This is a genomic window from Wolbachia endosymbiont (group A) of Hylaeus communis (genome assembly GCF_947251915.1).
GTDB classification, from domain to species: domain Bacteria; phylum Pseudomonadota; class Alphaproteobacteria; order Rickettsiales; family Anaplasmataceae; genus Wolbachia; species Wolbachia pipientis.
Genome location: NZ_OX366396.1, coordinates 498,424 through 512,197 on the forward strand (window position 1 = coordinate 498,424; position 13,774 = coordinate 512,197).

The 13,774-nt window shown below is 35.7% G+C and carries 9 protein-coding genes, 1 tRNA gene and 3 pseudogenes; 8 read left to right on the forward strand and 5 right to left on the reverse strand.

Features of this window, described 5'->3' with window-relative positions:
* Window positions 1-24 precede the first annotated feature (24 nt).
* The gene (dxr, locus tag OPR52_RS02500; RefSeq protein WP_264723175.1) at window positions 25-1,188 is read left to right on the forward strand and encodes a 1-deoxy-D-xylulose-5-phosphate reductoisomerase; all 1,164 of its coding nucleotides are present in this window, start codon (window positions 25-27) and stop codon (window positions 1,186-1,188) included.
* Between the two features lie 225 nt (window positions 1,189-1,413).
* Entirely contained in the window at window positions 1,414-2,337 is a 924-nt protein-coding gene (locus OPR52_RS02505; RefSeq protein WP_265038374.1) for an Rpn family recombination-promoting nuclease/putative transposase, read from the forward strand.
* 42 nt (window positions 2,338-2,379) lie between these two features.
* Here the strand turns inward: OPR52_RS02505 and OPR52_RS02510 are convergent, their stop codons facing one another.
* Together OPR52_RS02510 and tldD are read right to left on the reverse strand one after the other, a co-directional pair.
* Complete coding sequence (locus OPR52_RS02510) at window positions 2,380-3,627, reverse strand: IscS subfamily cysteine desulfurase (protein ID WP_265038375.1); 1,248 nt, start codon at window positions 3,625-3,627, stop codon at window positions 2,380-2,382.
* Window positions 3,628-3,913: 286 nt separating this feature from the next.
* Entirely contained in the window at window positions 3,914-5,332 is a 1,419-nt protein-coding gene (gene tldD / locus OPR52_RS02515) for a metalloprotease TldD (protein WP_265038376.1), read from the reverse strand.
* A gap of 62 nt (window positions 5,333-5,394) precedes the next feature.
* Between tldD and OPR52_RS02520 the strand changes: the two genes are divergently transcribed.
* From OPR52_RS02520 to OPR52_RS02535, 4 genes are all read left to right on the forward strand, one after another.
* A tRNA-Leu gene (locus OPR52_RS02520) sits at window positions 5,395-5,479 on the forward strand.
* A 70-nt stretch (window positions 5,480-5,549) separates the two neighbouring features.
* Window positions 5,550-6,047: a hypothetical protein gene (locus OPR52_RS02525; protein ID WP_265038377.1), complete on the forward strand. Its 498-nt coding sequence runs from the start codon at window positions 5,550-5,552 to the stop codon at window positions 6,045-6,047.
* A 253-nt stretch (window positions 6,048-6,300) separates the two neighbouring features.
* Window positions 6,301-7,008 carry a uroporphyrinogen-III synthase gene (locus OPR52_RS02530; protein WP_264723172.1) on the forward strand — a complete coding sequence of 236 codons (708 nt, stop codon included), beginning with the start codon at window positions 6,301-6,303 and terminating at the stop codon, window positions 7,006-7,008.
* Window positions 7,008-7,787, forward strand: a complete 780-nt coding sequence (locus OPR52_RS02535) for an exodeoxyribonuclease III (protein WP_006279450.1) — start codon at window positions 7,008-7,010, stop codon at window positions 7,785-7,787. The genes OPR52_RS02530 and OPR52_RS02535 overlap by 1 nt, the downstream gene beginning before the upstream one ends.
* A 26-nt stretch (window positions 7,788-7,813) precedes the next feature.
* Here the strand turns inward: OPR52_RS02535 and OPR52_RS02540 are convergent, their stop codons facing one another.
* The 3 genes and pseudogenes from OPR52_RS02540 to OPR52_RS07845 form a co-directional block, all read right to left on the reverse strand.
* A complete protein-coding gene (locus tag OPR52_RS02540; RefSeq protein ID WP_265038378.1) occupies window positions 7,814-8,842 on the reverse strand; it encodes a hypothetical protein in 1,029 nt (342 codons plus the stop codon).
* A 49-nt stretch (window positions 8,843-8,891) separates the two neighbouring features.
* Window positions 8,892-11,477, reverse strand: a complete 2,586-nt coding sequence (gene polA / locus OPR52_RS02545) for a DNA polymerase I (protein ID WP_265038379.1) — start codon at window positions 11,475-11,477, stop codon at window positions 8,892-8,894.
* A 200-nt stretch (window positions 11,478-11,677) separates the two neighbouring features.
* Window positions 11,678-12,460 (reverse strand): annotated as a pseudogene (locus OPR52_RS07845) (IS3 family transposase); the annotation flags it as partial.
* A gap of 60 nt (window positions 12,461-12,520) precedes the next feature.
* Between OPR52_RS07845 and OPR52_RS02560 the strand changes: the two are divergent.
* Window positions 12,521-13,353 (forward strand): annotated as a pseudogene (locus OPR52_RS02560) (IS5 family transposase).
* Between the two features lie 25 nt (window positions 13,354-13,378).
* Window positions 13,379-13,648, forward strand: a pseudogene (locus tag OPR52_RS02565) (tRNA-guanine transglycosylase); the annotation flags it as partial.
* Window positions 13,649-13,774 lie beyond the last annotated feature (126 nt).

Sequence of the window (13,774 nt, forward strand, 5' to 3'; positions counted from 1 at the left end):
TATAATTAACATGAGTTTGTCTTAGTGAAAAAGGTTTCAGTTTTAGGGTCAACAGGAAGTGTTGGAAAAAAGACTGTAGATTTGCTCTCAAAGAGAAAAGAAGAATACCAAGTGGAAGCACTAAGTGCCCATTCGAACTTTGCTCTACTGGCACACCAAGCAAAACTGCTAAATGCAAAATATGTTGCTATCTCCGATGAAAGGCTTTACAAAGATTTGAAAGAAAGTTTACTTGGTACAGATGTAAAAATAGCAATTGGTGCTACAAATATTGCTACCATACCTGTTGATCTCTCAGTTGTTGCAATAGTTGGCATTGCAGGCCTTGAGCCAGTTATGGAGGTTATAGAAAGCGGTACCAAAGTCATTGCATTAGCAAATAAAGAAAGCATTGTTTGCGGTGGAAAGTTATTACTTAAAAAAGCTAAAGAAAAAAACGTACAAATAATCTCTATTGACTCTGAGCACAACGCAATTTTTCAAATTTTGCAAAATGACGACAAATGCATAGAAAAGATCATACTTACTGCTTCTGGTGGACCATTCTTAAATTATAGTTCTGAGCAATTAAGAAATGTCATGGTAGATCAGGCGCTTAGTCACCCCACTTGGAATATGGGAAAGAAAATCTCGGTTGATAGCGCAACAATGATGAATAAGGCACTAGAGATAATAGAAGCACATAACTTGTTTAACATCAGCCCGGATAAAATTGAAGCAATAGTGCATCCTGAGTCAATAGTACATGGAATTGTAACTTATAAGGATGGGTTCAACTTTGCTGTGCTTGCAGAGACTGACATGGCAATTCCCATTTCATATGCTTTGTCTTGGCCGGAAAGATCAGCTTTAAATCGTAAATTAGATTTAACAAAGCAAGGAAAATTGACCTTTCAAGAACCAGACCATAAGCGTTTTCCTGCGCTAAAGCTTAGCATGGCAGTGTTAAACTCTTCTGCTCCACAAACAAACAGTATTGTGCTCAATGCTGCAAATGAAATAGCTGTTAATGAATTTTTGAAGTCACGAATCGGCTTTTTAAAAATAGTAGAGGTAGTGGAATCAACAATGGAAAGTTTTGGTAGTTATACTGATATTAATTCACTATCTGATATAATAAATATTGATTATGAAAGTCGTATTATTGCTAATAAAGTTGTTGAAAGTAAAGTTGTTGCGTATAGCTAGAGTAATGTAACCAGACTGTATTCTGTGATTTTTTTTTAGCAAAGCACGATGCACAATCGTCATTCCGCTACTAGTTAGCGTAATCTATGCCGAGATACCGCGAATGAATCGCGGTATGACGGTTCGCGGCGGTTATGACGTGTTATCTATAGCTATCTTCAAAAATATGGTTGAATAATTGTTAATAATAGTGTATAATTATTAATATTTTTAAGCACTTTGGCTATGGCTTTATCTAAGTTTCTCGACCCTAAGCTGGATTTAACCTTTAAAAGAATCTTTGGCACTGAAAAAAATAAGAATATTCTCATACATTTTTTGAATGATATTTTAGGATTTACCGAGATAAATACTATACAAGAAGTGGAATTCCTCAGTACTATAATGGATCCTGAAATTGCATCTGATAAGCAAAGTATAGTTGATGTTCTTTGCAGGGACTCTAGTGGGGCCAGGTATGTGATTGAAATGCAGCTCACTCGCGATAAAGGCTTCGAAAAACGAGCTCAACTATATGCTGCTAAGGCTTACTCAAGGCAAGCTGATAAATCTGGTAAGTACATTGATTTAAAGAAGGTTTTCTTTATTGCTATCTCTAATTGTAATTTATTTCCTGATAAGCTTGATTATATATCCAGCCACACTATAAGAGATGAGAAAACCAATGAACATGACTTAAAAGATTTTCAATTTGTATTTATTGAACTACCTAAATTTCCTAAGAATAAGGAAGAACAGCTAGAAAGCATAGTGGATCGTTGGTTATTTTTCTTCAAATATGCAGATGAAACTACGGAAGAAGACTTAAGGAAAATAGCAGAAAAAGCACCAATAATAAAGTTAGCCTACGATGAATTAGACAGGTTTAGCTGGAATGAAAAAGATTTAGTAGCTTACGAAGAAAGAATAATGGATCTACGTAAGGAAGAAGCCATTCTTGAATACAGACTTGACCTTGCTACTGAAAAAGGCATCCAAATTGGCGAAGAAAGAGGCATCCAAATTGGTAAAGAGGAAGGGAAAATTGAAGGGAAAATTGAAGTCGCAAAAGCAATGCTGGCTAATAATGTTGATGTCAACACTATTGTCAAGTTTACTGGCCTTTCTATTAGTGAGATTGAAGAATTAAGTGTGAACGGTACAGAGTAATTTCAAAGTGCATTTGCAATTGGACTGGCTGAATGGATACATTTAATGGGAGTCCCATTTCACGGTGTTCAAATCTACTCCTTCTTGTACCATCTCCCAAAGTGGGCTCATTTCTCTCAGTCGGCCAACATTTTTAGCAACAAGGTCTGCTGCGTACAAAACTTCTTCTTTGGTTGTAAATCGGCCTAGGCCAAATCTAATTGATGAATGCTCAAGGTCATGGCCATTATTTAACGACCGTATGACATAGGAAGGCTCAAGAGACGCAGATGTGCACGCAGAACCAGAACTTACTGCTAAATCCTTGATTGCCATGATGAGAGACTCACCCTCAACATAGGGAAAGCTCAAGTTTAGGTTGCCAGGAATCCTATTTTCATAGTCACCATTTAAAACAACATCAGGAAATGCTTCTTTTATCTTATTGTACAAAATATCTCTCAGTCCTTCCAATTTGCTTGCTTCTGGTTCCATTTCTTCTTTAGCAATACGTGCTGCTTCACCAAAACCGACTGCAAGGGGAGTTGGAACTGTTCCAGAACGCATACCTCTTTCTTGTCCACCACCACTGATCAATGGTGTCAATCTAACACGAGAGCCCTTTTTACGAACGTATAATGCGCCTATTCCCATAGGTCCATAAATTTTGTGGCTAGAGAGACTCATAAGATCAATGCGCATCTCATTAACATCAATTGGAACTTTTCCAAAGCTTTGAGCTGCATCTGTGTGGAAAAATATATTATACTTTCTACATATTGCACCAATTTCTTTGACAGGCTGAATTATTCCGATTTCATTATTTACCATCATCACTGAAACCAGGATTGTTTGATCAGTAATTGCTTCCTCAAGCTTTGATAAATCTATAATTCCGTTTTGCTTAACAGGCAAATATGTAACTTTAAAGCCTTCATTTTCCAGATGCCGACAAGAATCCAAAACACACTTATGCTCCGTGCAGACAGTGATTATATGATTTCCTTTATTTTTATAAAAGTGAGCAACGCCCTTGATTGCTGTATTATTTGACTCAGTTGCACCTGAGGTAAAGATAATTTCTTTGCTATCTGCGTTCACCAGATCAGCGATGTGTTTCCTTGCTTTTTCCACTGCTTCTTCAGCAGTCCAACCAAATGAATGGCTGCGAGAGTGTGCATTGCTGAACTCACCAAAGTAAGGTATCATCACCTCTAAAACACGGGGATCCACTTTAGTAGTAGATTGATAATCAAGAAATATTGGTAATTTTATTTTAGCATCATGTATTTTTTTACTTTCAACATTCATAAAGCTACCACAGAGACAAAATTTACAACCATTTAATAGCACTAAAACTTAATTTTTTCAAGATATAATCTTGCATCAAGTACAAAAGTGTCATCCAAGTAGCTGACACATAACTGTACGAACATTTATTTGCGAAAGCAGTGTGTTAAATGTTATAGCCAGTTTTGCCTCAAACACAAAGGCAGTGCCCAGACACTGGGATGACACCCTATTGGTGGCAATTGCTTCCAAATCATAATGTTTGTACAGCTGTGCGCCGTGCGCTGGAATCCGTTTTAGCCCTTATCTATATCTCAGTTCCACCAACAGTTATTGCGTCGACTTTGAGTGTCGGCTGACCAACTCCAACGGGCACATTTTGTCCATCTTTCGAGCATGTGCCAACACCAGGATCTAACTTTAAGTCATTACCAACCATAGATACTTTTTTCAACACTGTTGGACCGTCACCAATTAGTGTTGCTCCTTTTACTGGCTGTGTAATTTTGCCATTTTCTATTAGGTAAGCTTCCGAAGATGAAAAAACAAATTTTCCTGACGTTATATCAACCTGCCCACCACCGAAATTTACTGCATATAGACCTTTCTTTACGCTAGATATTATTTCCTTCGGTGTATACTTTCCGGGCAACATATAGGTGTTTGTCATGCGCGGCATAATAACTTCTTTATAACTTTCTCTTCTACCATTACCAGTTGGGCTTACACCCATGAGTTTAGCGTTCATATGATCCTGCATGTATCCTTTTATGATCCCATCCTCTATCAATATATTATAACTGGGTGGAGTGCCTTCATCGTCTACGCTGATAGAGCCGCGCAAATTGGGCAGAGTTCCGTCATCAACTACTGTGATGTCACTAGCTGCTACTCGTTTACCCACAGAATTTGAAAATGCTGAGACTTTTTTGCGATTGAAGTCGCCCTCAAGTCCATGACCCACGGCTTCGTGTAACAATATTCCTGGCCAGCCTGGACCTAAAACGACTGTCATTTCTCCGGCTGGAGTTGGAATTGCTTCAAGATTTACCAGTGCTTGTTCTAACGCTTGGTTTGCAACTTCTTTCCACTTTTTCTCAGAAATAAACTTACTATAAGAGTCCCTTCCACCATGCCCTGCAGAACCTCTTTCGGTACGGCCATCTTTTTCTACAATGACTAGCACATTAAAACGTACCAGAGGCCTGATATCGCTTAATCTGTGATCACCCTTTATTATTTGTACAACTTGCCATTCTCCACTTAGAGTTATTTTTACTTGCTTCACGCAGTTATTTTTGGACTTTACATACTCATTAACCTCATTGAGTAGCTTAATCTTTGAATTCAGATCCATTTCATTTATAGGGTTAATCCTCGAATATAGGCTTTTTGTCTCTTCGTTTAAATTTATTGAATTTGTCTTGTTTAAAGACACTGAGCTTTTTACCATAGAAGCAGCATTACTAATTTCTTTTTCGCTGATCTCAGAAGAACAAACGAAAGATGTACTATCTTCACAAAAAGACCTTAAACCAAATCCCCTTCTAGTATTCAAGTCCATGTGGTTTAATATGTTATCCTCAAAAACCAGGGACTCCGACTGGCAAAATTCTAGAAACAGCTCACCACTATCGCTATTGCTCAAAGCGTTATTGACTATTTTATATACGTTATTAATATTAACATTGTTTTGAGCAAAAAATATTTGATCTAGATTTGGCATTACCTTTGAACTAAAAATTGTTTAAGTATATTATTTAACTTTAACATAGTAAAGTATAAAAAGCCCGGGTGGCGGAATTGGTAGACGCGCTAGCTTCAGGTGCTAGTAACTTTTTAAGTTGTGGAAGTTCAAGTCTTCTCTCGGGCACTCTTAGCTTCCATATTGCTTATTGAATTAATTAATGTTATAATATAACATATTAGGTAATATTTATGCTATGTATGGTGAAAAAGATAAGTTAGCCTACAGAAAGAAGGTACGAACTTACTCGAAACGCTTAGTTACTACACTATCTACTATCTCTTTCATTGGATACATAGCGGCATTGGTCTTGAATATTCCTGTCTTAAGTCTGTATTTTAGTATTGCCTGCACTATATTCAGTGCACTTTCGTTTGCTTTAAATATATGGTCACTAAATGATCATTCCCGACAACAGAATCTTAATAAGAAATCTGGCATAAAAAACACTCCAGGACAAAAAAAGTTAACAAAGATCTATCTTGATATAGCATCCAGTGCTTCATTTCTAATAGGAGGTATTGCATCTATGTCGCTTTTTGAGTCTTCTGTTATTTATTTTGTTTCTACGCCTTTTTTTATTCTAGGCTGTGTTATTATGGCAGCTAATATCGTTCAAACTATGATTAGTGAACCACAGACAAAAAACGTCCTTGAGAATCTCTCTTCAAATACTGCAAGAGTACAAGCTTAAGTATTAACTTATTTAACTTATACAGGAATATTAGCTATATAATTCCACTGAAGGAAGCCATTCAAAAGAGTTCGATGTAATTAGCGTCAAAAAAGTGTAAGCAGAAATTGTGGGCTTATTGGGGTAGGAGCGCTTAGTACTCCTACTTCCACATCAATTACTTGAATAATTGCTCAAGCTATCAAAATAAAAGTTTTTATTCAGTAATTTGTGTATAAAGGGTACTATTTTACTGGTAGTAAAATAAATCAGAATGAAGTCTATTTTATTAACGAGGCCTTTATTGGATTCGTTCAATACAAGAAATATATTGAGAAAGTATGGATACAAAGTTTATATAGAACCAGTATTCACAATAAAGTACTTAAATCCTGATATATCTGCACACGAATTTGACGTTGTAATATCCACAAGTAAAAACAGTGTAAAGGCTTTTAGTCAAATATGCAAAGTGGATGACTTTCCGATTATTACAGTTGGTAATTCAACCATGCAGGCTGCAAAAAATTTGGGATTTTCTGATATAATCTCAGCAGACAGCAACGTTGATGGTCTGATATCATTCATAAAAGCTCATTATTCAAACGCAATAAAGTTCTTGTATATAAGAGGACAAGAAGTATCATGTGACCTAAAAAAGAGATTATCTGAAGAAGATTTTAACGTAAGAGAAGTTGTACTCTATAAAACAATTATAAAAAGGAATCTAACTAATAGGTGTAAAAATTTACTATTGGATGGTAAAATTGATAGTGTTGCTTTTTTTTCCTCACAGACAGCAAGGATATTTTGTTCATTAGTTCTAAAAAGTGGGTTATCTCATGTGATGAATAATGCAGTTGCATATACCATGAGTAAAAACATTGCTGATAGTTTAAAGTTAATCAAATGGAAAAAAATTATAACATCGAGGTTGCCTACTGGGGAGAGTTTAATTGATATAATTAATAAGGATTGTTGATGCTAAAGATTGCAACTTGGAATGTAAACTCCATACGTAAAAGAGTTAACCAACTTTGTAGTTTTATAGTTGATAGTCAGATAGATATAATTTTGCTGCAAGAGATAAAATGTATGGAAGAGCAATTTCCTTATGCAGAGATAGAGAAGCTGGGATATGAATGTGCTGTCTATGGACAAGTTGCAAGAAATGGCGTTTGTGTTTTATCTAAATATCCGATACTGGAGAAGTTTAAGATTGATATCGTAGAAGGTTATCAAGAAGCGCGTTATATAGAGTGCATAATAAAGCACAATAATCAGAAGGTAAGGGTGGGAAGTGTATACGTTCCAAACGGTCAAAGCCCGGACTCTCAAGCATTTGAATATAAACTCAAGTTTTTTGATAATCTATATGAAAGGATGAGCACTTTGTTAAAGAATGAAGAGTTAACTATTATAGCTGGCGATTATAATGTTGCACCGGATGAAATTGATGTCTTTGATTCAAACTTATTGAATGGCCAAGTGTGCTTTCATATAAGAGAACGTGAGAAGTTAAGAGCGATCTTGAATCTTGGGTTTAAAGATGCGTTTAGAATATCTCACCCAAATTTGCAACAATTCACTTGGTGGCATTATCAAGGCAATTCACTCAGAAATAATCAAGGAATGCGAATAGATTATATGCTGTTATCACCACAAGCTGTAGATAAATTGGAAACATGCTACATAGATGATAGATTGCGTAAGCTAGAAAATCCGTCTGACCATACTCCTGTTGTATGTGCTATAGAATAATAGCAGATCTCTTACACAATTCACTTTTAGCAAACCTGAGTAGTCTTACCTTTGCTGCTCTGTGGTTTTTCCCTTCGTTTGTTTTCCTTTCCTGTCCAAGATTGATCGCGCTGCTCACTTTTTTCGTTTCCTACCTGGGAAATTTGCTCAGAAACAGGCTGTTGTTCACTCTTTTCTTTTCCTTGGGAAATTTGTTCAGAAACAGAGGTGCCTTTCTCAACTTCTGTAACTGGGGTTTTTAAAATATCATCAATGCCCTCGAGAATTTTTCCATTCAGTTTTGCTCTCTTTTCTGTATCATCTTTATCTTGTGAGCTAGGGTCATACAAAGTACCTTTTTTGTTATTTGAAAAAAGAACCTCCACTCCTCCTTTTATGGCAAATATTGTGCCGATAGCAGTAAGAACTACTCCGAGTGTAGTAGGACCAAAAATTAACATTGGAATAGTGGAAAGAAGGACAGGAAAAAAGATCTTGCTTAAGAACGTTGTTACCATCTCTTCATCACTGAGTGGTGGTTCATCCTCTTCTTCCTTGTCTTTACCTAAGAATGGTATTTTTTCTTTCATCCCATCCATAAAGGAGCCAGAAATATTTTTCGGGTCTATTTTGATCCCTCCAATTAGCAGCAGCAGCATTTCCAATACAAACTTTATGGATGAATCTTTAGCTTCTGTACCGCGTATATCAGCTACACAGTCATCTACTACTTCTTTTATTTTACCATTCTTGAGATTCTCCTCATTAGCTAATTTTTTCTCTCTAATTTTCTCAAATACGGAAAGTAAAAACTGAGAAAAATTCTCTTCACTGAGTGGTTCTACATCTTCTAGCTTGACATTATTGAATATAATTTGATTCTGACTTAGCATGAAAGCGAGTACTGCCTCGTCATCTTCCTTTAATTCTTTAGGTTGTACTTTGTTTTTTAGCAATTGTATAAAGGCATCATGGATTACCTGATGTTCCTCTTTTTCAAAAATTTTCTCATCTTCGTTAGTTACCTGAGTAGGTAACTTTGGAGGTTTTGAACTTTTTACTTGTGGGCCTGTCATGGCTGACCTATTTGCATTTGCTATGTTCTATTCTAACATATTTTTCGTATTAGTTCAAATGATTTATACTCCTAGAATTCACGATGTTTAAGTCATAATTAAGGGAATTTAGACCCCAGTTGTCGCCAACTTTTATTTCTACTTCAAGTGGTACAGAAATTTCTATTGCATTTTCCATTATATCTTTCATAAGTTTTGCTGTTTCTTGTACCTTTTCGTCTTCTACTTCAACCAGTAGTTCATCGTGAACCTGGAGGATTATTTTACCTACTTTTAATTGGTCAAAAAGCTGAATCGTCGCACGTTTTATTATATCAGCGGCGGTGCCTTGCAGTGGTGCGTTTATTGCTGCCCTTTCTGCAAATTGTCTTATATAAGGAATTGTATTGTTTATGTCTCTTACAAAGCATCTCCTGCCAAACAAAGTTTCTACATAACCATGCAATCTTGCGATAGACACTGCTTTTTCCATATAGGCCTTTATTTCTGGGTAACAGGAAAAATAGTAATTAATGTATTCAGCAGCTTCCGCAATGGTAATTCCAAGCCGCTTTGCAAGACCAAATGGGCTAATGCCATATATAATTCCAAAATTGATGGATTTTGCTTTGCGTCTTAATTGCTCATCTATTTCTTGCACTCCAAAAACTTGCCTAGCGGTGATCTCATGAATATCTTGTCCGTTTGCAAAAGCTTCTTTAAATGCTGCAACGTTTGCAACGTGTGCCAGGAGTCTTAACTCTATTTGTGAATAGTCAGCAGAAATTATCTTATGCCCTTTTGGCGCAATAAATGCTTGTCTGATGAGATTTCCCTCTTCGCTTCTGATAGGAATATTCTGTAAATTAGGATTGCTGGAGCTCAGCCTTCCAGTTGCAGTTGCAGTCGTTGAAAAGCTTGTGTGTATTCTACCATCAATGGAATCAACTTGCTTTATTAGCGCATCAGTGTAGGTGCCTTTTAATTTACTTAAATGTCGCCAATTTAGAATTTTACTTGCGATTTCTACCCCTTCTTCTTCGAGTGCCTCTAGAACTTCATAATTGGTGCTATACGATCCAGATTTTTTTGACTTTTTCTTTTTATTAAGCCCCATTTTGTTGAATAAAACATCACTTAATTGTTTTGGCGAAGCAATATTAAATCTTTCTCCTGCCAAATTATATATCTCATCTTCAAGCACGGCAATTACCTGCTGAAATTTATCGGACAGCTCCTGTAATTTTTGTATGTTCAGTAATATCCCATTTTTCTCCATATCAAATATTACTTTCATAAGTGGCTTATCGAAGCGCTCGTAAATTGTGAGCAATTTTTCCTGAAATAACCTTTGCTTTAGCTTTTCATGAATTGCTATTAAAGTTTTTGCCGAGAAAATTTCTGCATTTTCACTCAAATTATGCGCAACTATGTTTGGAATACTGTGATCATGCTTTCCTGTATCCAAGCTATACGACATTATCATCAAATCATCAACTGAATCTAGCATCTTCTCTACTGTAGGGAAGATTTTCCTGATCTCTTTAATGTTATGTATTATTTTAAGCACTCCATTTGAGAGCAAAGTTAAGTTAATTATAATGAGTGCATCTTGTATGCTGTCTTGCTCTATATAAAAAATATTACTTTCGCTATAAGATAAGGAAATTTTATTTAATAAGTTGTCTTCAAAGTGGCAATGAATTGCAATTCTGCCTTCATATCTACAATGCTCCAAAAATTTCTCTAACTCTTCACTACTATATTCTATTTTCTCTTTTGTGCTAGACCCATTATAGGAAAAAAGCTTTTCCACTTTCCCTATTAAGGAATTGAATTCATACTTCTTTAAAAAGGATAATAGTTTTTCCATATTTGGAGAATGGACTTCATATTTTGCAATATCATGTTGAAGGTCTACTTTTTCGCATAGTGATAAAAGTTCTCTTGAAATTAGAGCTTTTTCCTTATGTTCGGTGAGAATATTACGAATCCTCGTTTGCTCGATATTATCAATGTTCTCTATAATATTATTCAATGAATCAAATTCATCCAGTAATTTAGCTGCAGTCTTCGGACCTATTCCCGGAACGCCTGGAATGTTGTCAGATGCATCACCAGTTAGAGAAAATAAATCAAGAAGCTTGTGTGAGTTTACACCAAATTTTTCTATTACTTGTTTTTCATCTATATATATATTTTTAATGGGGTCGAATATTAAAATATTGTGGTTCAAGAGTTGAAATAAATCTTTATCTGATGAAACGACTACCACTTTAAAGTCTTGGTGGTTGGCGTATTTTGCAGCTAGTGTTGCAATTATATCATCTGCTTCATAACCTTCAATCTCTTCATAGCTGAGGTTAAAAGCTTCTACCGCTTCCCTCAGTATGGTGAACTGTGGAGTTAGATCCTCAGGAGGCGTTACTCTGTTTGCTTTGTATTCAGAATATAAATTGTGCCTAAAATTCTTTTTCCCTGCATCAAGTGCTATAGTTAAGTAGTCCGAATGGGCAATGTACTTAAGAACCATATTCAGAAAGCCATATACACCACCTATTGGCATTCCTGTTGTGGTAATTAAGTGAGGTAGTACATAGTAAGCTCTGAAAAGAAAACCATAGCCATCGATGATTGTGAAAGTTTTTTCTTTCATTGTAGATATTTATGCGTGCTTTTGATGGTCCACTATTTAGCTGAGAAAATCAAGTTTTTGTTTTTCTGCTTTTGAGCGTTGTAAGAGATTTTACCGAAAATAGCATTCATGATGGGGATGTACACATATGTAATATCAAAACCTAGTAGAAGAAATTTGACCTTACCCAGAAAAAGTGGAGAGAAAGTTTGGAATGTTTTTTACAAAAAGAATGATGCATCAAATTGTTCTGGAATGCAATAGTTAATAGTGACGTTGTTTGTTATAAAAAATTTCTATGTATTCAAATATTGCAGTTCTAGTGTGTTGAGCAGAGTGTTGTGAAGTATCAATAAGTATTTCTCTTTTCAATGAGCTAAAGAAGCTTTCTGCAACAGAATTGTCGTAACAACAGCCTTTATTACTCATCTATATTCTTTACAGCTAAGAGATATTGATACCCTTGCGCAGTATATTGTGAACCTTGGTCACTGTGCAGCAGTAGATTTTTAACAGGTTTACGCCTATTAATGGCCATTAATAAAGAGTTCATAACCAATTGTTTATTTATTGCACTACTCATTAACTACCATACGTGAGAATTATTGCTGCCAAATATAGCCATCCCTCCTTGGTTTTGATGTAAGTAATCCCATACTTTATTTGGTTGATCAACAATAAAGTTTTGGTCTAATATATTGGGAGCTACAGCTCTATTATCTGTTTGTTGTTTTTTAATTTTAAACTTTCTTCTCAGTATAGCCCTGATGTCATTTTTCTGCATAATACTTTGCACCGTTTTCAAATTGCAACTTTTACCCAAAGCCTTCAATTCAGCATGAATTTTAGGAGCTCCATATCTACATTTAGAAACTTGATATATTTTTTGAATAGCTTCGAGTAGCTCTTTATTTGCTGATTCTCTACTGCTTATTTTTCTTGTGGTCCACTTATAGTAGCCACTAGCAGAAAATCCTACATAATTCCTGTACTTTATAGCAGTTAGAGGTTGTCCGGAAACAAGTAAAAGGCTATAATATCTGAAATTTTAGTACGGGGTAAAGATGAGAAAAAAGTATCCAACAGATCTAAGCGAAAGGGAATGGGCAAGAATAGAAAAACACTTCAGAGTATCATACAAGAAAGGAGGAAGGCCGCCAAAGTATAGCAAAAGAGAAATATTAGAAGCAATTTTCTATGTATTGCGTACAGGGTGTCAATGGCGGTATTTACCAAATGATTTTCCGCTATGGAAGACTGTGTATGAGCAGTTCAGGCAATGGAAGAAGCAGGGAATTTTTGAGAAAATGAATTATGAAATTACAAAATATAGTAGAAGAAAAATAGGAAGGAATGAGCAGCCGAGTGCCTGTATAGTAGATAGTCAATCTGTAAAGACTACAGAAAAGGGGGGATCAAAGGCTATGATGGAAGTAAAAAAGTAAAGGGTAGAAAAAGGCATATAATTACAGACACTCAGGGTTTTATACTAGGTTGTTACGTAGGCGCTGCTAACGAAAATGATAGAGATGGTATTAAAATAGCATTAAACAATATGAGAACAAAATATACTAAAGTTAAAAAAATGTGGGCTGACATGGGATACCAAGGAAGAAATTTAAAGAATCACATAAAGGAAGAATATGACATAGATATTGAAATTGTTAAAAGGCCTCCATGTAGATTTTGGGTGCACAAAGATACGCCACCTGAGCTACTACCAACAAGAGAACAAGGGTTTAAAGTACAGCCAAGAAGATGGGTTGTAGAAAGGACTTTTGCTTGGGTTAATAGGAATAGAAGGCTATCGAAGGAGTATGATTTACTCACAACATCCACTGAGAATTTCATATACCTAGCTATGAGTAGGGTTATGTTAAAGAGGGAATATGCTTGAATTTACTTGTTTCCGGACAACCTCTAATTTGCGGAATCAACGATTTGAGCTGGACAACAACCCAATTGAAAGTGACTGTTTATGTTTTACCTGCAGAAAACATTCAAGAGCTTATATACACCATTTACTGAAAGCTAAAGAGCTCCTGGCTTACACGCTCGTTACCATTCATAATATTTTCTTTATGAATAAGTTAATGGCATCAATAAGGCAGGCTATATTAGATGATAGGCTAGATCGGGAGAAAAATAATTGGATTAGTGAGATACCACTACACTGTGAATTATACACCTAGTTCATATTTTTCTACGCTTATTTTATATTCCCTAAAACAGAAAAAGCCTTCCTCTTCCTACTCTTTCTTCCTTGGCTAATCCATAGTTAGCGTCTTTTGCACATGTGCGTTGCATTTTTTAATCTT